Raw genomic sequence first — 21,168 nt, forward strand, 5'->3', positions numbered from 1 at the left:
CTGCAAGGACGGCATCAGCCACAACGAGATCGAGGACGCGAAACCCGAGCACATCGAGGCCGGGTGCAACGTGCTGCTGCACGCCATGCTGGAGCGGGCTGGTACCTAATGCTATACAAAATATAGCGGCAGATCCATGATTCCGTAGCGCTTGCACCAGTTTGGATGCAAAAAGCGGGTGGAGCGGATCAGTCCAGCTTCGTCAGCCCCAGAAAGTGGTCCAGCATGTGGAAGTGGTCTTCGAAGAATTCCTCTTCCAGGCCCGCCAGCTGGTCGATGGGGGTCCACTGCACCAGCGCCGCATCATCGTCCGCCTGCACCACTGGGAAGGGCGCATCGCCCAGGTCAAAGTAGTGTGCATGCGTGATGGTGCGACCGCGCTGGCTGCGGTCGGGGTGGTCGAACACGGCCACTGACTGCAGCGCGGCGCGCATGCGGACCTCGGGCAGGTCGCAGTGGGTTTCTTCCACCAGTTCGCGCAGGCAGGACTGCCACACGGTTTCTCGCTGCTCGATGAAGCCGCCGGGCACGGCCAGCTGGCCCTTGCCGGGTGCGTGCGCGCGGCGGATCAGCAGCACATGGTCCTGGCAGCGCAGCACGGCGTCCACCGTCACGAACACCGGCGGGTAGGGTGCGGCAGACCAGGCCTGGCGGTAACCACGCAGCATGCGCCACTCCTCCTGTAGCGCGGGGTAGTGTGGGGTCTGCGCAAAGTGCTCCAGCGTGGCGATGGTGCTCTCGGGAATCTCTGCGGCCAGCGGCGCTACGGCGGCGCGCGCGGTGGCGGGCGTGGCGCCAAAGTACGCGTCCCGGATGGCGGTGGCGTCGATGCGGCCCTGGCGTTCTATGTGAATGAGCTGCCAGCCTGGAAAGGCGCTGAGGTAGCCGCTGGTCGCATCCTTGAAGTGGCCCACCAGGCCGATGCTTGCGCCCGGGGCGGTGAGGCGCGCCACGGCCCTGCGCACCGCCTGCACCCACACGGCTTCGTTGTAGTAGTCGCGCATGGGCAGCACCTGCACCCGGGCGCTGTCTGCGGGGGCCAGGGCAGCGCGCTGCATGGCTTCGCGCTCTTGCCAGGTGAAAGGGTTCTTGGGCGAGCGTGCCTGCCACGCCGAGCCGATCACCACGATGACCTGCGGGGCGCTGTCCAGTGCACGTTGCAATAGCGCCATGTGGCCGCTGTGGACGGGCTCAAAACGTCCGATATAGATGGCGGTGTCGACCATGTGTCTCCGGCTGGTGGTGCGCTTCAGGTCCCTTCGCGTTGCTGGCGGGGGGCCGCCCATGTCCTCGCGGTGGCTGTCGCTTGCCAGGGGCTGACCGGGGCATTGGGGCGGCGTTGGAGCAGGTCGAGCAAGCAATGGGGCTGTATGCGCTGGATGTATATATGCTGGTAGCTATCTTTTTTGTAGTGATTTTACCGCCAGCCAGTGTCGTGGGTGGGAGGTGACCGTGGCAGGGCGCCCTGGCGGCGGCGGAGGGGCGGCGCTGCCAACCGCCTCTGAAGTTGCTATTGTGCGACCCGGCGGTTCATGCCGTGCATGGGGCGGGGGTGCAGGGCAGCGTGGCAAAAAAGAGATGGACCGGGCCGCACAAACGTGGCGACAATGCGCCGCTTGCACGCTGCGCGCAAAGTTTCTGTAGCGCGAATCCGTCCTTTTCGTGCTGTGGTCCCGAGATGCCGGCGTGCAAGCCCACCTGTGTGAACCTGGGGGACTGCGCCCGATATGGCGTGTCCGCACCTCCAATAACAGGCCCGCCGTGCGCTGGCCACCGAGGGAGATCCATGTCGTTGCGGCTCAAATTCAATCTGGTGCTGGCGGGCGTGCTGCTGCTGGCGGTGCTGGGCGCGGGCGCCTATGTGCACCGTTTCCTGCAGCAGTCTGCCATCGAGGAGGTGCAGCACAACTCGCAGATCATGATGCACGCCGCCATGGCCATCCGCGACTACACCACCGAGCTGGTCAAGCCCCACCTGGACGTGACGCTGGCCGAGAAATTCCTGCCCCAGACCGTGCCCGCCTATGCCGCCACCGAGACCCTGCGCCGACTGCAGAACCGGTTCCCCGGTTACGAATACAAGGAGGCGGTGCTCAACCCGACCAACCTGCGCGACCGTGCCAACGAGTGGGAAGAGCGCATCATCAGCGACTTTCGCGAAGGCCGCGCCGACCTCAAGAAGGAAGTGACCGGCGAGGTGGGCGAGGGCATGCACCGTGCCATGTATGTGGCCCGGCCCATCACCATCAAGCAGCCGCAGTGCATGGCCTGCCACAGCACGCCCGCCGTGGCCCCACCCACCATGCTCAAGGTCTATGGCGACAAGAACGGCTTTGGCTGGGGCATGAACGAAACGGTCGGCATCCAGGTGGTGAAGGTGCCCATGTATTTCCCGCTTGAGAAGGCGCGTCAGACCTTCAACACCGTGATGACGGCGCTGGTGGGCAGCTTTGTGCTGCTGTTCGTGGGCCTCAACCTGTCGCTGTCGTCGCTGGTGATCGAGCCCATGGCACGGCTCAACCGCAAGCTGGAAGACCTCGCCACCAAGGACTTCCTGACGGATCTGGTCAACCGCCGGCGCTTTTTTGAGAGGCTGGAGACTGAGATGGCCGACACCCGCATCAAGAAGGGGAGTCTGTCGGTGGTGATGTTCGACATCGACTTTTTCAAACGCATCAACGATACCTTTGGGCATGACTCTGGCGATGTGGTGCTCAAGAGCACCGCGCTGCGTGTGCGCGAGTTGCTGCGGTCGTCCGACTGCGCTGCGCGTTTTGGAGGCGAGGAGTTCATCATCCTGCTCAAGGAAACCCCGGTGGACGCTGCCATGGCGATGGCGGAGGCTGTGCGCGCGCGCATTGCAGGGGTGCCATTCGACGCCGTGGGCCATGTCAGTGCCAGCTTTGGCGTGGCCACCTGGGACCACAAGGAAGACAGCCATGCGCTCATCAAGCGCGCGGACACAGCGTTGTACAAGGCCAAGTCCAGCGGCCGCAACTGCGTGATCCAGGCCGAAGACGCCGCCTGATTCGCGTTGTTGCGTGGTTTCAGGCCGTAGCGGCCTTGGCGTCCTCGTAGTCCGCCCGGTAGTCTGCCGCCAGCGCGGTTTTCTGCTTCTCCGTCAGCAGTTTGCCTGCCATCTGGAAGAAGCGGTGCTCCTCTTCCTTCAGGTGGTGTTCCACCTTCTCAGCCAGCTTCTTGGCCAGTGGCAACCAGGCAGGGCTCGATGGCTCGGTCTCTTCCAGTGACTCCACCAGTTCGTCGATCTGGTGGTGTTCTGAAATGGCGTGGCGCGACAGATCAATGCCTGCGTCGTGTGCCATCAGCGGCACATAGAAGTGGCGGTCCTCGGCCTGGGCGTGGGCGGCGAGTTCCTTCTTGAGTTGCTCGAACAGGTCACGCCGCTCGGGCGTGTCGCCGCTGGTGTCGGTGAGTGCGCTGTACAGCACGCGCTGGCGCTCGTGGCTCTCGCGCAGGGCTTCAAAAATGGTGGTCGTATCGGTCATGGTGGGCTGTGTGTTGTGTTGCAGTGACGAAGGTGTGCAGGACTACTTGAGCACCTTGCGCGCGGCGCCCACTCCGATGGCCGCCAGCACCACAAACACCACGGCAACCACCAGGAACAGCACAAACAGCACCTTGGCAATGCCCGCTGCACCTGCGGCCACACCGCTGAAACCCAGAGCCCCTGCCACGAGGGAAATCAGGGCAAAAATGATGGCGTACTTCAGCATGGTGGTCGCTCCTTGCGGTGGATGTTGAGGCAGCGCGGGGCTGCGAAAGGGTGTGCAGGAACGATACCGGCGGCCTGTGGCGTGCGCCGTCAGTGCAAGCGGGCGGCGGGTGTAGGAGAGCGCCGCTGGCGGGCGGGTGGTGAAGCGCCAAAAGAAAAGCCGCAACGCGTGGCGTTGCGGCTTGGGATGTGGAGCGGCTCTGATGGTCTTTTGGCCTGCGCTCACATCGCTTGCGCGATACGAACTTCGCCCGAAGGCCGATACCGCGCTATTCGCGCAGCGGGCTTTACAGCCTTGCCCGTACGTTGGCTGCGGCACGGGCCTTGCGGCCCTTCACATCGCTGCGCGATATGAGCCTGCGCCGAAAGCCGGACAAGCTCGCTTCGCTCCGGGCCTTTACAGGCCCGCCGCTGCGCGCAGCGCAGCAGCCTTGTCCGTCTTTTCCCAGCTGAACTCGGGTTCTTCGCGGCCGAAGTGGCCGTAGGCTGCCGTCTTTTCGTAGATGGGGCGCAGCAGGTCCAGCATCTGGATGATGCCCTTGGGGCGCAGGTCGAAGTGCTCGCGGACCAGGGCGGCCAAGCGCTCGTCCGACACCACGCCGGTGCCTTCGGTGTAGACGGTGATGTTCATCGGCTCGGCCACACCAATGGCGTAGGCCACCTGGATCTGGCACTGACGCGCCAGGCCGGCAGCCACGATGTTCTTTGCCACGTAGCGGGCGGCGTAGGCGGCCGAGCGGTCCACCTTCGTTGGATCCTTGCCGCTGAATGCGCCGCCGCCGTGGGGGCAGGCACCACCGTAGGTGTCCACGATGATCTTGCGGCCGGTGAGGCCGCAGTCGCCCTGCGGGCCGCCGATGACAAAGCGACCCGTGGGGTTGATCAGGTAGCGGGTGTTCTGCAGCCATTCCTTGGGCAGCACAGGCTTGATGATCTCTTCAATGATGGCTTCGGTGAACGAGGCCTTCATCTTGGTTTGCGTTTCGCTCTGGTCGGGGTGGTGCTGGGTGGAGAGCACCACGGTGTCGATGCTGTGGGGCTTGCCGTCCACATAGCGCATCGTCACTTGCGACTTGGCGTCAGGGCGCAGGAAGGGCAGGCGACCATCCTTGCGCAGCTGGGCCTGGCGTTCGACGAGGCGGTGCGCGTAATAGATGGGCGCGGGCATCAGCTCGGGCGTCTCGTCGCAGGCGTAGCCGAACATCAGGCCCTGGTCGCCAGCGCCGGTGTTCAGGTGGTCGTCGGACGCGTGGTCCACGCCCTGGGCGATGTCATTGGACTGCTTGTCGTACGCCACGAGCACGGCGCAACCCTTGTAGTCGATGCCGTAGTCGGTGTTGTCGTAGCCGATGCGCTTGATGGTGTCGCGCGCCACCTGGATGTAGTCCACATGCGCGTTGGTGGTGATCTCGCCCGCCAGCACCACGAGGCCGGTGTTGGTCAGCGTTTCAGCGGCGACGCGGCTGCGGGGGTCCTGTTTGAAGATTGCATCGAGAATCGCGTCCGAGATCTGGTCGGCCACCTTGTCGGGGTGGCCTTCGGAGACGGATTCCGAGGTAAAGAGAAAGTCGTTCGCCATTTGAATAAACTCCTGTGTTCCGGCATTTGGGGCGTTGCCCTCACCCCGAAGGAGATCTGGCGAACGCTTTAGCAGATTTTTTTAACGTCGCCCTGCAAGTTGCTCATTTAACTCAGCGACCCCGTTATTTTAATGCCAGTCGTCTTTCGATTCTTTTCCGTATTTCCGCTGTGGTTGCTGCACATCATGGGCGCGGCCATGGGCTGGGTGGCGTTTGTGGCGTCTCCCACCTACCGGCGCCGGTTTCTCTCCAACTCGGCGCTGGCGGGCTATGCGTTTGGCGATGTGCGCGCCGCCGTGGCTCATGCGGGCCGCATGGTGGCCGAGCTGCCACGCCTTTGGATGGGCGCGACCATGCCCTGCGCACTCACGGGCGAAGCCTGTGTGGAGCAGGCCTATGCAGCCGGTCGCGGTATTGTTTTTCTGACCCCGCACCAGGGGTGTTTTGAACTGTCGGCACAGGCCGCTGCACGCCGCTGGAGCGCGGAGCGTGGCCCCATCACGGTGTTGTACCGCCCGGCACGCCAGGCCTGGCTGGCCAAGGTGATGGAGACCGCACGCAACCGCCCCGGTATGCTGGCCGTGCCCACCACGCTGGCGGGTGTGCGCCAGATGATCAAGGCCCTGCGCCGGGGCGAGGCCGTGGGCCTGCTGCCCGACCAGGTGCCGCCCGAGGGGCAGGGCCAGTGGGCACCTTTTTTTGGGCGCGACGCCTACACCATGACCCTGGCCGTGCGCCTGGCGCAACAGACCGGTGCGACCGTGGTGCTGGCGCGTTGCGAGCGTCTGTCCTGGGGGCGTGGCTACGTCACGCATTTCGAGCCCTTGCCCCAGCCGCTGTCCGACGAGATGGACCAGGCCGTGCTGCAAATCAACCAAGCCATGGAACATCTCATCCGCCAATGCCCCGAGCAATATCTGTGGGGCTATGGCCGCTACAAGCAGCCGCGTGGCGAGGCTGCTCCGGTCGAACCTGCCGCCGGAGGCGCCGCATGAAGGGCCTCACAGGGCGTTTGGGTGTGTGGTTCATGCGGGTGCTGGCGCTGCTGCCGTTGCCGGTGTTGCGCGGCATGGGCTGGCTGCTGGGGCAGGTGGCCTTTGTGCTGGTGGCGCCCCGCCGCAGGGTGGCGTTGCGCAATCTGGCGCTGTGTTTTCCTGACTGGACCGAAGCGCGCCGCCGTGCCGTGGCGCGGGCCAGCTTTGTCGCGTTCTGCCAGACCTGGCTGGACCGCAGCTGGCTGTGGGCCGCGCCGCGTTCGGTGGTGGAGCAGCGTGTGCGTTTGACCGGGGCGGTGCACGAGCTGGAGGGCGATACGCCCACCATCTTGTTTGCGCCGCATTTTTACGGCATGGATGCAGGGGGCCTGGCCTTGCCGCTGCGCAGCGGCCGTGCGTTCACGTCCATCTTTGCCACCCACCCTGATCCGGCGGTGGATGCTTGGTTCATGGCCGGGCGCCAGCGTTTTGGCGATGTGCGCATGCTCAACCGTTCGGACGGCGTCAAACCCATCATCGCCAACCTGCGCAAGGGTGGCTTGCTGTACCTGCTGCCCGACATGGACTACGGCCGCAATGATTCGGTGTTTGTGCCGTTCTATGGCGTGACGGCAGCCACCATTCCGTCGCTGTCGCGGTTTGCGCGACTGGGTCGCGCCAAGGTGGTGGGTGTGTATTCGCGCATGACGCCCACCGGGTACGTGGCCGAGGTTTCGCCCGCTTGGGCCAACTACCCCACCGACAATGCCGAGGCCGACACGGCCCGCATGAACCGAGAACTGCAGGCCGTGATCGACACCATGCCCGAGCAGTACTACTGGGTGCACAAGCGCTTCAAGACCCGCCCGGAGGGCGAGCCCTCGGTGTATTCCCGCTGAAATATCAGCAAAAATGGCCTGAAGCGCTAGTGCATCATGCGCTGATAGCTATTGTTTGGATAACAAAAAACGCTGCAGTTCCATGGCCACGCGCTCGGGGTGCTCGTGCACGACCCAGTGCGATGCCTGCTCCACCTGCTGCACCTGCAGCCGGGGGATCCAGCCGGGCAGGCCGCCGAGCAAGCCGGGCAGGAGGGCGGGGTCGTCCATGCCCCAGAGCACCAGCGTAGGCACATCCACCGTCAACATCGACTCGGGCAGGGTGATGGCCTGGGCGCCGGGGTCGCCCTCGCGCGGCGGGCGGATGGGGCTGGCGCGGTAGTAGTTGCAGGCACCCTGCAGGCCCTGCTGCCACAAGGCCCGGTACTGGGCGCGCACCTCGTCGGTCAGCCATGCGGGGGCGCTGCCGTCCGGGGCGTTGAAAAAGGCGAACAGGCGGCGGAAGTCGTCTTCGGCCAGCAGGGCCTCGGCATCGGGCCTGCACAAAAAATGCATGTACTGGCTGCCCGCCTGCTGGGCGGCGTTGTGCGACAGCTCGCGCACAAAGGCGCCGGGGTGGGGCGAGTTGATGATGGCCAGGCGCTTCATCAGCTGTGGCTGCTGGTTGGCCAGGTTCCATGCCACGGCGCCGCCCCAGTCATGGGCCACCAGGCATTCCAGCGCACTGCCGGGGCATTCGTGCGCGATCAGCGCGACCAGGTCCTGCACCAGGTGTTTGGCGCGGTACGCATCCACCGCCTGCGGGCTGCTGGACGGGCCAAACCCTCGCAGGTAGGGCGCCACGCAGCGGTAGCCGCCGTTCTCGGGGCGGGCAAAGTGCAGCAGCAGTTCATCCCAGATGAAGGCCCCCTCGGGGAATCCGTGCAGGAACAACAGCACCGGGCGCCCGGGGATGCCGCTCACGCGGCAGTGCAGGGTGATTCCGTGGGGGAGGTCAACAGGGCAATCTTGGATCATGGCGCTATGCATTCTGTAGCTGCCAGCGCATGATGCAATTGCGCTTGCGGCTAGTTGGGCTCGGATTCGCTGGTGGGCGAAGGCTGTGCGGGGCTGCTGCTGTCCGCAGCCGCAGGGGGCTCTTCGACGAGGGGCTTCACAGGGTGCGCCCACTGCCACAGCAGCTGGGCCACTTCATCCACCCCTTGCTTTTTGAGGGCCGAGAACATCTTCACCTCGCCGCCACCCGCGTGCAGTCGCGTAATCGACAGCACCTTGGCCTGTTCGGCGCGCGTGAGCTTGTCGGCCTTGGTCAGCACGATGAGGAACTTGAGGCCTTCCTCGACCCGGGGGCGCACCACTTCGAGCAGCGCCTCGTCCAGCTCGGTCAGGCCCAGGCGGGGGTCGCACAACAGCACGATGCCCGTGAGGCCGGGGCGGCTGACCAGGTAATTCACCATCACCTGCTGCCAGCGCACCTTGTCCGAGCGCGATACGGCGGCATACCCATAGCCGGGCAGGTCGGCCAGCACGGCGTCCATCACCCCTTGTTTGCCCAGCGAGAACAAATTGATGTGCTGGGTACGCCCCGGCTTCTTGGAGGCAAATGCCAGCTGCTTTTGCTGGGTGAGGGTGTTGATGCAGGTGGATTTGCCCGCGTTGGAACGGCCCACGAAAGCGATTTCGGGCACGTCGATGGGCGGCAGGTGGTGCAGTTGCGCCGCGGTGGTCAGGAACCTGGCGGTGTGCATCCAGCCCATGGCGATTTTGGCGTCAGGTGCGGGCGGGAGAGAGCCAGCAACTGGCGCAGAGGGGGGTGTCGTCATGGGGAGTTGGGAGAGAAAGAACCATCATTGTAGAATCGCGAGGTTTTGCGCACATAAACACACACCCTCGATATGAAGTTGCTCGCCTCATTGCTGACGGCTGCCGCACTGGCAGCACCTGTTTTTTCGGCCTTTGCAGCGGGTGATGCACCCAAAGCGGCCAAGCCGGATCTCGTCAAGGGCGAGGCCAGCTTCACTGCGGTGTGTGCGGCCTGCCACGGCGCAGACGGCAACTCGGCCATCGCGGCCAACCCCAAGCTGTCGCAGCAACACCCCGAATACCTGGTCAAGCAACTGCAGGAATTCAAGTCCGGCAAGCGCAACAACGCCATCATGAAGGGCTTTGCCACGGCCCTGTCGGATGACGACATGCGCAACATCGCCTACTGGCTCACGTCCAAGCCTGCCAAGGCCGGCTTTGCCAAGGACAAGGACCTGGTGGCCATGGGTGAACGCATCTACCGTGGCGGCATTGCCGACCGCCAGATCGCCGCTTGCGCTGGCTGCCACAGCCCCAATGGCGCTGGCATCCCTGCGCAGTACCCCCGCCTGTCGGGCCAGCACGCAGACTACACGGCGTCGCAGCTGAACATGTTCCGCGACGGCTCGCGTGCCAACAGCATCCAGATGACCCAGGTGGCTGCCAAGCTCAATGACAAGGAAATCAAGGCCGTGGCGGACTACATCGCCGGCCTGCGCTGATTGATTGCTTGATATTTGTCATGACCCGGCCTGATTGACCGGGCGGCACGGAACCTACCGCCAATAACAACCCCAAAAAGGGCGGGTCCATCGCAGCGATGGTCCCGCCCTTTTTCTTTCGCGCTTCGCAGACACCGCTCCCACCCATGTCCGACAACACCCAGGGCCTTCGCATGAAGTCCGGCTCCCAGGCCCTGCGCGCCGGGGTCGAGCTGCTGTCTTCCATGCGGTTTGCCATCTCGCTGCTGACGGTGATCTGCATCGCCTCGGTCATCGGCACCGTGCTCAAGCAGCACGAACCGGCGGCCAACTACGTCAACCAGTTCGGTCCGTTCTGGGCCGAGTTGTTCGGCGCCATCCAGCTCAACGCGGTGTACAGCGCCTGGTGGTTTCTGCTGATCCTGGCGTTCCTGGTGATCAGCACCTCGCTGTGCATTGCCCGCAACACGCCCAAGATCCTGGTGGACCTCAAGGCCTACAAGGAAAACATCCGCGAGCAGAGCCTCAAGGCGTTCCACCACAAGGCGCAGGCCGATCTGCCCGAATCGGCCGAGGCCGAGGCACGCCGCATTGGCACACTGCTGGCAGGTGGTGGGTGGAAGGTGCGCCTGCAGCAGCGCGACACAGCCGCAGGTCCAGGCACCGGCTGGATGGTGGCGGCCAAGGCTGGCGCCGCCAACAAGATTGGCTACATCGCAGCGCACAGCGCCATCGTGCTGGTGTGTGTGGGCGGCCTGCTGGATGGCGACCTCATCGTGCGCGCGCAGATGCTGCTGGGCGGCAAGTCGGTCTACACCGGGGGCGGGCTGATCGCCGATGTGAAGCCCGAGCACCGTCTGTCCGAGCGCAACCCCACCTTCCGGGGCAACCTGCTCGTGGCCGAGGGCACACAGTCGAGCACCGCCATCCTGAGCCAGTCCGACGGGGTGTTGCTGCAGGACCTGCCGTTTGCGATCGAGCTCAAGAAGTTCATCGTGGAGCACTACTCCACCGGCATGCCCAAGCTGTTCGCCAGCGAGATCATCATCCACGACAAGGCCACGGGCGAGAAGACACCCGCGCGCGTCGAGGTGAACCACCCGGCCAGCTACAAGGGCATCGAGATCTACCAGTCGAGCTTTGACGACGGCGGCTCGCACCTCAAGCTGCGTGCCGTGCCCATGGTGGCGGGCGCCAAGGCATTCGACGTCGAGGGTGTGGTGGGCAACTCCACCCAGCTCACCAACAAGGGCGGCGGCTCCGGTAGCGACACGCTGACGCTGGAGTTCACGGCGCTGCGTACCATCAACGTCGAGAATTTTGGTGGGGCTGGCCCTGGCGCCAGCGGTGCAGACGTGCGCAAGGTGGACCTGCGCGAATCGGTGGAGTCGCGCCTGGGGGCAGCCAACAAGACCGTCACCAAAAAAGAACTGCGCAATGTGGGCCCCAGCGTGAGCTACAAGCTGCGTGATGCGGCTGGCCAGGCCCGCGAGTTCCATAACTACATGCTGCCGGTGGACACGGGCGACGGCGTGCCGGTGTTCCTGCTCGGTGTGCGCGAGTCTCCGGCAGAGCCCTTCCGCTACCTGCGTGTGCCGGCCGATGACAAGGGCAGTATGGATGGTTTCATGCGCATGAAGGCTGCGCTGGCGGACCCCCAGGCCCGGGAGCAGGCGGTGCGCCGCTATGTGTCTCAGGCCATGGATGCCTCGCGCCCGGAGCTGGCCGAGCAGCTGCAGCAGTCTGCCGTGCGTGCGCTGGCGCTTTTTGCGGGCAAGGGCATGGTCGATGGCAAGCCCACGGGCGGGCTGCAGGCCGTGTCGGACTTCATGGAAGCCAATGTGCCCGAGGCCGAGCGCGCGCGCGCAGGCGAGGTCTTGGTGCGCATTCTGAATGGCACGTTGTTCGAGCTGGCCCAGCTGTCGCGCCAGCGCGAGGGGCTTCCGCCATTGCCGCAGGACGAGCAGACCCGGGGTTTCATGACACAGGCCGTGCTCTCGCTCAGCGATGCGCAGATCTACCCTGCACCCCTGGCGTTTGAACTCAAGGACTTCACCCAGGTCCAGGCCAGCGTGTTCCAGGTGGCGCGAGCCCCTGGCAAGAATGTTGTCTATCTGGGCTGCGCCTTGCTGATCCTGGGCGTTTTTGCCATGCTCTACGTGCGCGAGCGGCGCGTGTGGGTCTGGGTGGCGCCGCAGGATGGCCGCACCCACGCCACCATGGCCCTGTCCACCAACCGCAAGACCATGGATGGCGACCAGGAGTTTCTCCAGCTCGCACAAAAACTGATCGGGGCATCGCCCCGCGAAGGCACCGCATGAACACCGCGACTTCTTCCTCGACCGTCACCACGATCACCCTGAACGAGGGGTTCTTCGCTCGCCGCAACTGGTTTGACTGGCTGTTTGCCGCCATCGTGGCCGTGGGGGCGTTGTATGCGCTGCAGCGCTACGGGGCCTTCATGGATGTCTACGAAAAGGGCATTTTGCTGGGCGCCATTCCGAGCACCATCTGGCTGGGCTGGTTCTGGCGCCCGCTGCGCGTTCTGATGCTGGTGGTGGCGGCCGTGGCGCTCATGGCCATTGGCCTGTACCAGCAAGACGGGGCAGGCAGCCTGGCGCGGGCCGACACGGTGTTCGGCCTCAAGTATTTCCTGTCCAGCCAGTCGGCCATCCTGTGGATGAGCATGCTGTTTTTCATCAGCACGGCGTTTTACTGGGTGGGGATGTTTGCACGTGGCGAAGGCAAGACCATGAGCATGCTGGGCTCGCGCATTGCGTGGGTGGCGGTGGCCATGGCGCTCATTGGCACCCTGGTGCGCTGGTACGAAAGTTACCTGATCGGCCCGGACATCGGCCACATCCCGGTGAGCAACCTCTACGAAGTGTTCGTGCTGTTCTGCTGGATGACAGCGGCGTTCTACCTGTACTACGAGCAGCAGTACGACACGCGCGCCCTGGGCGGCTTCGTGATGCTGGTGGTGAGCGCGGCGGTGGGCTTTTTGCTCTGGTACACCGTGGTGCGCGAGGCGCATGAGATCCAGCCGCTGGTCCCCGCGCTCAAGAGCTGGTGGATGAAGCTGCACGTGCCTGCCAATTTCATCGGCTATGGCACGTTTGCGCTGTCGGCCATGGTGGCGTTTGCCTACCTGATCAAGCAGCAGGCCACTGAAACCCGTTGGTACAAGCTGGCGCCGCTGTGGCTGCTGGGTGTGGTGCTGTGTTTCGAGCCCATCGTGTTCCGCCAGGGGGCGACGGAGAATGGCGGCAGCTACTGGATGGTGTACTTCGGCATTTCTGCGCTGATCGTTGCGGGCATTCTGCTGGGGCGCAAGCGCATCGCGGCGCGTCTGCCCTCGTTCGAGATTCTGGATGACGTGATGTACAAGTCCATTGCGGTGGGCTTTGCGTTCTTCACCATCGCTACGGTGCTGGGTGCGCTGTGGGCCGCCGAGGCCTGGGGCGGCTACTGGAGCTGGGACCCCAAGGAAACCTGGGCCCTGATCGTCTGGCTCAACTACGCTGCGTGGCTGCACATGCGGCTCATGAAGGGCTTGCGCGGTACCGTGTCCGCCTGGTGGGCGCTGGTTGGCCTGGCGGTGACAACGTTCGCGTTCCTGGGCGTCAATATGTTCCTGAGCGGCCTGCACAGCTACGGCACGCTGTGATGATTCAAGGCCTGCTAACGACTCCCCGCGAGATGGTTGGCAGGCGCGGCAGGCATGTCGGGCATTCGGTGGCGCGCAACAACTATTGCGTCTTCGGTGTAACCTGAGCGGTCCAGGGAACGAACTAACAGTTGTTCTGCTCTACCGCTGCAGCTGTCTCACCCCACATGACCGGAGCCACCATGCTGATCCCCTCGCGCGATTCGGGTTTTCACCACCCCCATTCCTCCGAAATCACCCCCCGCTCGGTCTATGAAGACCGCCGCCAGATGCTCAAGCTGATGGCGGGTGGCGCCGCAGGTGCGGCAATGGCGGCCTGGGCGGGCCGTGAGGCCCTGGCGCAGCAGGTGGCAGTCACGCGTCCCGGCAAGCTGGCGCCTCTGGCGGGCGCCAAGTCGGCGGTGGCAGGTGCGGTTTCCATGGAGAAGCTCACGGACTACAAGGACGCGAGCACCTACAACAACTTCTACGAATTTGGCACCGACAAGGCCGACCCCGCCCGCAATGCGCACACCCTCAAGACCAGTCCGTGGACTGTGGAGGTCGAGGGCCTAGTCAAGAAGCCCGGCAAATACGGCATTGAAGACCTGATCAAGCTCAGCGCGCAGGAAGAACGCATCTACCGCTTGCGGTGCGTGGAAGGCTGGTCCATGGTCATCCCGTGGGTGGGATACTCGCTGGCCGAGCTGATCAAGCGGGTGGAGCCCCAGGGCAGCGCCAAGTACGTCGAGTTCGTGACCCTGGCCGACAAGGCCACCATGCCATTCGTCGGCTCGCGCGTGCTGGACTGGCCTTATGTGGAAGGCCTGCGCATGGACGAAGCCATGCACCCGCTGACCTTGCTGGCCTTTGGCATGTACGGCGAGGTGCTGCCCAACCAGAACGGTGCACCGGTGCGCCTGGTGGTGCCATGGAAGTACGGCTTCAAGAGCGCCAAGAGCATTGTGAAGATCCGCTTTGTCGAAAAGGAACCAGGCACCGCGTGGAACAAGGCGGCCCAGCAGGAGTACGGGTTCTATTCCAACGTGAACCCCAATGTGGACCACCCCCGCTGGAGCCAGGCGACCGAGCGACGCATTGGCGAAGACGGCTTGTTTGCCAAGAAGCGCAAGACGCTGATGTTCAACGGCTACGAAGCCCAGGTTGGCCAGCTTTACGCCGGCATGGACCTCAAGAAGTTCTACTGATGGCCCTGGTCTCGGCGCCATCGTTGGCGGTGTATGAGGCTGTGGTCTTCTCTTGATCGCGATGCGAAAACTACTGCTCCACCCCGTCGCCAAGCCAGCGGTGTTTGTGTTGTGCCTGTTGCCGCTGGCATGGTTGGTCTATGCGGCGGTGGCGAACCAGCTGGGAGCCAACCCTGCAGAGGCATTGATCCGGGCAACCGGTGACTGGACACTGCGGGCGCTCTGCCTGGTGCTGGCCATCACTCCACTGCGCGTCATCACCTCCACTCCTCAGCTGGCTCGGTTTCGGCGCATGCTGGGGCTGTTCGTGTTTTTTTATGGCGTGCTGCACCTGCTGAGCTACAGCTGGTTCGACATGGGTTTTGACATCCCGGACATCCTGCACGACATCGCTAAGCGGCCATTCATTCTGGTGGGTACATTGGCCCTGGTGCTGCTGGCCCTGCTGGCCGCCACGTCATTCAATCGTGCGATCAAGGCCCTGGGTGGGAAACGCTGGCAGGCCCTGCACCGCACCGTGTATGCGGTGGCCGGGTTGGCGGTGCTGCACTTTTTCTGGATGCGTGCTGGCAAGAACAACTTTGGCGAAGTGGCGGTCTACGCCGGCATCCTCGGCGCGCTGCTGGGCTGGCGGTTCTGGCAACGACTGCGCAAGCGGTCGGCCACACCGGCAGTTGCTGCGGCACGACGGACAGCCGCAGGACCGTCTTGAGGTTGACTACTACCAAATTGATAGCTGTCAGCGCATATTTTCAATCCGCTAGCAGCCGATTTGGCTGATTTTTAACCGTTGACTGCCCGCAGCGCTGGGCGCATTTGCCGGGTCACTGGGTCGATGTACCCGGTGGGAATCTGGTAGGCGCGGTCATCGAACAGGTCAATGCCACACATCAGGTTCTCGATCCATTCAAAGAAGTCGTTGATGGCTTCCTTGCCCATGATGGGAGCGCCGTGCTGCGGCACCAGCATGGCAATGTCGAGCTGCCGGGCCATGCGTGCCCATAGGCGCAGGATCTTGTTGGACACCATGTAGCGGCGGTGGAAGCCCTCCATGCGCGGGATGTGCGCCTTGAGGTCGGTCACCGGGACACGGGCCTCGGCTCCCGACATCATGGATACCCCCAGGTCGCCCGTGAACAGGATGCGGCTGACCGGATCGTAGAAGTGGAAATTGCCTTCGGAGTGCATGAAGTGCGCGGGTAGCAGCACCAGCTCATGGCGTCCCAGGGGCAGGTGGCCGCCGCCGTCCGGCACACCGATCACCCGGCTTTCTGTCTTGCCCACCTTGGTGAAGTGCGGCGCAAAGCGCTCCCAGACGCGCGAGATCACCAGGTTGGCCTTGGTGCTGGTCATCCAGCGGTCCAGCGATGCGATGATGTCTGGGTCTGCGTGCGAAGCGATCAGGTACGACAGCTTGTGGGGCGGGAAATGTTTGGTCATCCCCATGAACAGCTCGTTGAACGCGAGGTTGCCGCCCGGGTCGATGATCGCGCCGGTGTCGTCGTCCACGATCAGGAACTGATTGGCCTGCACGGCCTGCCCATCTTCCTCAATGAGGTCGGTGAACATCAGGCAAGCATGATTTTTGTCGCGGTAGAGTTCCAGGGCCATGGCCATCCTGCGGTGCAATAAAGCGCAGACTGTACGAGTACCCCTAGAGTTTGTGCTTGATGGAAATCAAGCGAAACCGCATTGCCTGGCGATCCTGCGCAGGCGGCTGGGTGCGTCAGCGTGGCTGGGAGGCGGTGGCAGCGGGCGTTGGCGCACCGCTGACGTCGTTGCCCGGGGTGAGTGTTTGCGGTAGCGTGGCACGCTGGCTTGCCGCAGGGCCGGTGGGCAGATACAACGGCCCCCGCTGACCGCAGCCGAAGAGGGCTGCCGCACTGGCAGCAAGGACAAGCGTCCTGACTAGAATTTGGGGAGCTTTCAACATGCGCAAATTGTAATGACCGACCTCGAATTCATGGACCACGCCGAACAACTGCTGCTTGCCGTCGAACGCAGTTGTGATCGCATCAATGACACCTCGGATGCCGATGTGGACAGCCAGCGCTCGGGGGGCATGGTGACCTTGACATTTCCCAACCGCAGCCAGATCGTGATCAACCTGCAAAAACCGCTGCACGAGGTGTGGATGGCCGCCCGGTCTGGCGGCTATCACTATCGTTTTGATGGCAGCCATTGGCAGGACACCAAGGGCGCCGGAGAATTTTTTGCATGCCTCACGCGCGATGCCTCGCAACAGTCCGGGATGTCGCTGCAGTTTGCCCCGTAACTTACTCTGCGCCCGCTCAGCGGAGGAGGGGCGCTGCGGAGTATGCGGCGCTCAGTTTCGGAACAAGTCCAGGATGCGGCTGCGCTCTTCAGAAGGCGGAGGTGCTTGGGGCGCTACTGCGGGAGACGCGGACCGGTCGTCCACCCCCACGCTCGAAACACCCGCATTGCGTGCGTACTCCTCGTAGAACCACTCACCGCCCACATTCACGACACCGGGTGGCACTGTAGGCTCCATCACTGGCACGCCCTTCAGCGCACGCTCCATGAAGCTGATCCACACGGGCAGGCTGAGCCCGCCACCGGTTTCCCGGCTGCCCAGATTGCGTGGCGTGTCATATCCAATCCAGGTGACAGCCGCGATAGTGGGCTGGAACCCTGCGAACCACGCGTCCACCGAATCGTTGGTAGTACCGGTTTTGCCATAAAGATCGGGGCGCTTGAGAGTGGCCTGGGCCCGCGCTGCAGTGCCGGTGCGGGTCACCTCCTGCAACAGACTGCTCATCACAAAGGCATTGCGTGCGTCGATGGCCCGGGGCTGCTCGTTGAGCGCTGGTGGGGTAATTTCTGAAATCACTCGCCCCTTGTGGTCAGTCACCTTGGCAATCAGCCAAGGATTGACGCGGTAGCCCCCGTTGGCAAACACGGAATAAGCGGATGCCATTTGCAGGGGCGTAACCGAGCCCGCACCCAGCGCCATGGTCAGGTAGGCCGGGTGCTTTTCTGGGTCGAATCCAAATCGTCCCACCCATTCCTGAGCGGTTTTGGGTCCTACGGCTTGCAGGATCCGGATGGAGATCATGTTTTTGGACTTCGCCAAGCCCGTGCGCATACTCATGGGGCCGTCGTACTTGCCGTCGTAGTTCTTGGGTTCCCAAGGCTGACCGCCGGTGATACCCGCATCAAAGAACAGCGGAGCATCGTTGATCACGGTGGCAGGCGTGAAGCCCTTTTCGAGCGCTGCTGAATAGATGAACGGCTTGAAGCTCGAACCAGGCTGGCGCCATGCCTGCGCTGCATGGTTGAACTTGTTCTTGTCAAAGTCGAATCCACCTACCAATGCCCGGATGGAGCCATTGCGGGGGTCAAGGGCTACAAAAGCCCCTTCCACTTCGGGCAGCTGTGTAATCTCCCATGCGCCCTTTGGTGTCTTGACCACTCGGATGACGGCGCCGCGCCGGATCTTGATATTGGGCGGCGCTTTGTCGCTGAGCCCCGACTGCGCTGGTTTGAGTCCATCGCCGGTGATCTCCAGTGAGTCGCCATTGGCTCGTGCGGCCAGGATGCGTTTGGTGGATGCTTCCAGCACCACAGCGGAGAGTACGTCTCCGTTGTCGGGGTGGTTGGCAAGGGCGTCATCAATGGCGTCCTCCACTTCCTGGGCTGCTGTGGGCAACGCAACGAACTTCTCTGGTCCCCGGTACTGCTGGCGCCGCTCGTAGTCCATGATCCCGCGCCGCAGGGCCACATAGGCGGCCTCTTGCTCCGCTGCATTGAGGGTGGTGTACACGTTGAGGCCGCGTGTGTAGGCCTCATTGCCGTACTGGGCGAAGATTAGCTGGCGGGTCATCTCGGCGACGTATTCCGCGTGGATGCGCGTGTTGTCGGGCCCCGTACGGATTTTCAACTCTTCTTTCTTGGCTTGCTCTGCTTGTTGCGCAGTGATGAAGCCGTTCTCTTCCATCCGTTCGATGATGTACTGCTGTCGAGCGCGGGCACGTTTGGGATTGCTGATGGGGTTGTAGGCAGATGGTGCCTTGGGCAAGCCCGCAAGCATTGCTGCTTCAGCAATGGAAACGGATTTCAGCGGTTTTCCAAAATAAGCCTCGGAGGCTGCCGCAAATCCATACGCACGATTGCCAAGGAAAATCTGATTCATGTAAATCTCAAGAATCTGATCCTTGGTCAGCAAATGCTCCAATTTGAAAGTTAGTAAGATTTCGTAAATTTTGCGAGTAAATGTTTTTTCTGAGGAAAGATAAACATTTCGCGCAACCTGCATGGTGATCGTCGAGGCGCCTTGGCTTTTCACACGGCCCAGATTGGCGAGGCCCGCACGCAGCACGCCTTTGTAGTCCACACCACCGTGCTGGAAGAAGCGAGAGTCTTCGATCGCCAGCACTGCGTCTTTCATGACCTGCGGAATCTCGTCGATGGGCGTGAGGTTGCGACGCTCTTCGCCAAACTCGCCCAGTAAGGCCCCTTCCGCAGAGTACACCCGCAGCGGCAATTTGGGGCGGTAGTCCGCCAAGTCAGAGATGTCCGGCAGGTTGGGGTAGGCCACCGACAGAGCCACAGCGATCGTGAGCGCCAGGCCCACGGCCGCAGCCGCCGCCAGTCCAGTGATCCACAGAGCGATGCGAACCAACCAGCGAAGCCAACTGGGACGGGTGCGAGCAGGAGAGGAGTCCGACTTGTCAGAGGACTTCGAGGGGGAGGGCGGCATATCGCTCCGATGGGGTAAGACCACCCATTATAAAAATGTCCACCGCTGGGGCTGGAAATCCGATTTCGTACTTGGCAAGGTGTCGCTGAAAGGCTTCCCGTAGTGGCCAAGCGGTATTGCAGTGCTCTGAAATTTCGTCTGCTTTTGGCAACGCTCTTCGGGCGTTACAGGGGGAAAAATCTTTGCCGGAGAACTATCTTACTGATAGCATTCATGTGAAGTGTTAAGTTTTGTTGCCTCATTTTGGCAAGTTACAGGGGACCAATCTTGATCTCAATGGGGTCTTTGTTCAATCGCCAGTCTGCTCCGCTGCTGGGAATCGACATCAGCTCCTCCAGTGTCAAGCTGGTGGAGTTAGGGCGCGATAAGGCAGGTAGTCTGGTCCTAGAGCGTTGCGCGATCGAGCCGCTGGAGCGAGGCTGGATCACCGATGGCAACATCGAAAAATTTGACGAAGTGGCCGACGCATTGCGTCGACTGGTCAAGAAGAGCGGCACTCGAACCAAAAACGTGGCACTGGCATTGCCCCCCTCCGCTGTGATCACCAAGAAGATTACGCTGCCGGGTGGAATGACGGAGCAGGAGCTTGAGGTTCAGGTCGAATCCGAAGCCAACCAGTACATCCCGTTTTCGCTCGACGAGGTGAGCCTAGATTTTTGCGTTATTGGTCCGAGTAAAAACGCGCCGGGGGACGTTGACGTTTTGATTGCTGCGTCTCGGCGCGAAAAAGTCCAAGACCGACAGGGCTTGGCGGAGGCAGCTGGGTTGAAGCCCGTGGTGGTCGATATTGAATCCCATGCATCGCGATTGGCTGCAGGGCGTCTCATTGAAGCGCTGCCGAATAAAGGCGTCGATGCGATGGTGGCGCTTTTCGAGGTGGGAGCCTTGACGACCAGTATGCAGGTGATTCGGAACGAAGAGGTTCAGTACGACCGCGACCAAGCCTTCGGCGGCGCCCAGCTGACCCAACTGATTGTTCGGCAATATGGTTTCTCTGTGGAAGAAGCCGAGAGTAAAAAGCGCAGCGGTGATTTGCCGGAAGACTATCAATCAGCGGTCCTTCGTCCCTTTGTTGACAGCATGGCCCAAGAGATTGGCCGAGCCCTCCAATTCTTCTTCACCAGCACGCCGCACAACCGTGTGGACCACATCATGCTGGCTGGCGGCTCTGCCCCACTACCAGGGCTAACCGAGGCTGTCACCCAGCAAACCGGTTTTGCGTGCAGTGCTATCAATCCCTTTGATGGTATGGAAATCGGGAGTTCCGTGCGACTGAAAAAAATGGTGCGAGAAGCGCCGTCTTACCTGACCTCTTGCGGTCTCGCTATGCGGAGGTTTCTGCAGTGATCCTCATCAACCTACTACCTCACCGTGAGGAGGCTCGCAAGCGTCGCAAGGAAGCCTTTCAGGCGACGATGTTTGCATCTTTGCTTTTAGGGCTTGCTATTGCCGGGGCCATCTACTGGTGGTTTCAGATCATGATCACGGATCAGCAGAATAAGAACGCCTTTCTCCAGCAGGAGATAAAGGTGTTGGAGGGGCAGATCAAGGAAATTGCATCCATTGAAGATGAAATTGCTTCTCTGCGTGCGCGCCAGAAGGCTGTGGAGGATCTACAGTCTGACAGAAATCTTCCAGTTCACTTGCTTACCGAATTGGTTAAACAGCTCCCTGACGGGGTATATGTCACAGCCATCAGGCAAGCTGGGCAAACGATTACCATGCAAGGGATGGCGCAGTCGAACGAACGCGTTTCTGAGTTGTTGCGTAATTTGGCAAGCAATACGCCGTGGTTGGCGAAGCCAGAATTGGTGGAAATTACTGCTAGCACTGTAGCGCTAACCTCGCGAGATCAGCGCCGAGTTTCTGCCTTCAACTTGAGATTCCAACTGGTACGCGCCAGCGACGCCCAAAAGTCCATAGCGGCAGCGAGTGTTGCGGCTTCTTCGCCTGGAGGTAAGTGA

The 21,168-nt window shown here is 62.5% G+C and carries 20 protein-coding genes; 11 read left to right on the top strand and 9 right to left on the bottom strand.

The genetic code is table 11. The features are described 5' to 3' along the window. Positions 1-188: 188 nt before the first annotated feature. Complete coding sequence (locus DBR23_RS01290) at positions 189-1,226, bottom strand: bifunctional nicotinamide-nucleotide adenylyltransferase/Nudix hydroxylase (protein ID WP_108497048.1); 1,038 nt, start codon at positions 1,224-1,226, stop codon at positions 189-191. A 560-nt stretch (positions 1,227-1,786) separates the two neighbouring features. Between DBR23_RS01290 and DBR23_RS01295 the strand changes: the two genes are divergently transcribed. Next, positions 1,787-3,028: a diguanylate cyclase gene (locus DBR23_RS01295; protein ID WP_108497049.1), complete on the top strand. Its 1,242-nt coding sequence runs from the start codon at positions 1,787-1,789 to the stop codon at positions 3,026-3,028. A 19-nt stretch (positions 3,029-3,047) separates the two neighbouring features. Here DBR23_RS01295 and DBR23_RS01300 read toward each other — a convergent pair whose 3' ends face one another. The 3 genes from DBR23_RS01300 to metK all read right to left on the bottom strand — a co-directional run bounded on the left by DBR23_RS01300 (position 3,048) and on the right by metK (position 5,312). Beyond that, a complete protein-coding gene (locus tag DBR23_RS01300) occupies positions 3,048-3,506 on the bottom strand; it encodes a hemerythrin domain-containing protein (RefSeq protein WP_108497050.1) in 459 nt (152 codons plus the stop codon). Between the two features lie 42 nt (positions 3,507-3,548). Then, positions 3,549-3,734, bottom strand: a complete 186-nt coding sequence (locus DBR23_RS01305; protein ID WP_056060124.1) for a DUF1328 family protein — start codon at positions 3,732-3,734, stop codon at positions 3,549-3,551. 396 nt (positions 3,735-4,130) lie between these two features. Continuing rightward, positions 4,131-5,312 (bottom strand): methionine adenosyltransferase, encoded by a 1,182-nt coding sequence (metK, locus tag DBR23_RS01310; RefSeq protein WP_056060126.1) that lies wholly within the window; start codon positions 5,310-5,312, stop codon positions 4,131-4,133. Between the two features lie 132 nt (positions 5,313-5,444). Here metK and DBR23_RS01315 point away from each other — a divergent pair, with 132 nt between their 5' ends. Next, the gene (locus DBR23_RS01315; protein WP_108497051.1) at positions 5,445-6,308 is read left to right on the top strand and encodes a lysophospholipid acyltransferase family protein; all 864 of its coding nucleotides are present in this window, start codon (positions 5,445-5,447) and stop codon (positions 6,306-6,308) included. Further along, positions 6,305-7,186: a lysophospholipid acyltransferase family protein gene (locus tag DBR23_RS01320; protein WP_108497052.1), complete on the top strand. Its 882-nt coding sequence runs from the start codon at positions 6,305-6,307 to the stop codon at positions 7,184-7,186. Before DBR23_RS01315 ends, DBR23_RS01320 begins: the two co-directional genes overlap by 4 nt. 48 nt (positions 7,187-7,234) lie before the next feature. Here the strand turns inward: DBR23_RS01320 and DBR23_RS01325 are convergent, their stop codons facing one another. Next, complete coding sequence (locus DBR23_RS01325; protein WP_108497053.1) at positions 7,235-8,143, bottom strand: alpha/beta fold hydrolase; 909 nt, start codon at positions 8,141-8,143, stop codon at positions 7,235-7,237. Between the two features lie 50 nt (positions 8,144-8,193). Beyond that, on the bottom strand, positions 8,194-8,949 hold the full coding sequence (gene yihA, locus DBR23_RS01330) for a ribosome biogenesis GTP-binding protein YihA/YsxC (protein ID WP_108497054.1): 756 nt from the start codon (positions 8,947-8,949) through the stop codon (positions 8,194-8,196). Between the two features lie 72 nt (positions 8,950-9,021). On the opposite strand from yihA, the gene DBR23_RS01335 reads away from it, so the two are divergent. From DBR23_RS01335 to DBR23_RS01355, 5 genes are all read left to right on the top strand, one after another. Then, positions 9,022-9,651, top strand: a complete 630-nt coding sequence (locus tag DBR23_RS01335) for a cytochrome c (RefSeq protein WP_108497055.1) — start codon at positions 9,022-9,024, stop codon at positions 9,649-9,651. Positions 9,652-9,797: 146 nt separating this feature from the next. After that, the gene (locus DBR23_RS01340; protein WP_108497056.1) at positions 9,798-11,951 is read left to right on the top strand and encodes a cytochrome c biogenesis protein ResB; all 2,154 of its coding nucleotides are present in this window, start codon (positions 9,798-9,800) and stop codon (positions 11,949-11,951) included. Next, entirely contained in the window at positions 11,948-13,297 is a 1,350-nt protein-coding gene (gene ccsB, locus DBR23_RS01345; protein ID WP_056060142.1) for a c-type cytochrome biogenesis protein CcsB, read from the top strand. The genes DBR23_RS01340 and ccsB overlap by 4 nt, the downstream gene beginning before the upstream one ends. 182 nt (positions 13,298-13,479) lie before the next feature. Continuing rightward, positions 13,480-14,484 carry a protein-methionine-sulfoxide reductase catalytic subunit MsrP gene (gene msrP / locus DBR23_RS01350; RefSeq protein WP_056062014.1) on the top strand — a complete coding sequence of 335 codons (1,005 nt, stop codon included), beginning with the start codon at positions 13,480-13,482 and terminating at the stop codon, positions 14,482-14,484. Between the two features lie 61 nt (positions 14,485-14,545). Beyond that, positions 14,546-15,196 carry a sulfite oxidase heme-binding subunit YedZ gene (locus DBR23_RS01355; RefSeq protein WP_108497057.1) on the top strand — a complete coding sequence of 217 codons (651 nt, stop codon included), beginning with the start codon at positions 14,546-14,548 and terminating at the stop codon, positions 15,194-15,196. A gap of 71 nt (positions 15,197-15,267) precedes the next feature. On the opposite strand, the gene DBR23_RS01360 is transcribed toward DBR23_RS01355, so the two are convergent. After that, a complete protein-coding gene (locus tag DBR23_RS01360) occupies positions 15,268-16,095 on the bottom strand; it encodes an MBL fold metallo-hydrolase (protein WP_108497082.1) in 828 nt (275 codons plus the stop codon). A gap of 115 nt (positions 16,096-16,210) precedes the next feature. Continuing rightward, the gene (locus DBR23_RS01365) at positions 16,211-16,417 is read right to left on the bottom strand and encodes a lipoprotein (protein ID WP_108497058.1); all 207 of its coding nucleotides are present in this window, start codon (positions 16,415-16,417) and stop codon (positions 16,211-16,213) included. Between the two features lie 12 nt (positions 16,418-16,429). On the opposite strand from DBR23_RS01365, the gene cyaY reads away from it, so the two are divergent. Next, positions 16,430-16,759: an iron donor protein CyaY gene (gene cyaY / locus DBR23_RS01370; protein WP_056060182.1), complete on the top strand. Its 330-nt coding sequence runs from the start codon at positions 16,430-16,432 to the stop codon at positions 16,757-16,759. Positions 16,760-16,810: 51 nt separating this feature from the next. Here cyaY and DBR23_RS01375 read toward each other — a convergent pair whose 3' ends face one another. Continuing rightward, the gene (locus DBR23_RS01375) at positions 16,811-19,204 is read right to left on the bottom strand and encodes a penicillin-binding protein 1A (protein WP_056747240.1); all 2,394 of its coding nucleotides are present in this window, start codon (positions 19,202-19,204) and stop codon (positions 16,811-16,813) included. Positions 19,205-19,471: 267 nt separating this feature from the next. On the opposite strand from DBR23_RS01375, the gene DBR23_RS01380 reads away from it, so the two are divergent. Next, the gene (locus tag DBR23_RS01380; RefSeq protein WP_108497059.1) at positions 19,472-20,551 is read left to right on the top strand and encodes a pilus assembly protein PilM; all 1,080 of its coding nucleotides are present in this window, start codon (positions 19,472-19,474) and stop codon (positions 20,549-20,551) included. Continuing rightward, positions 20,548-21,168, top strand: coding sequence for a PilN domain-containing protein (locus DBR23_RS01385; protein WP_108497060.1), 621 nt, complete (start codon positions 20,548-20,550; stop codon positions 21,166-21,168). The genes DBR23_RS01380 and DBR23_RS01385 overlap by 4 nt, the downstream gene beginning before the upstream one ends.

The sequence above is a fragment of the Acidovorax sp. HMWF018 genome (assembly GCF_003061035.1).
Classification (GTDB): domain Bacteria; phylum Pseudomonadota; class Gammaproteobacteria; order Burkholderiales; family Burkholderiaceae_C; genus Acidovorax; species Acidovorax delafieldii.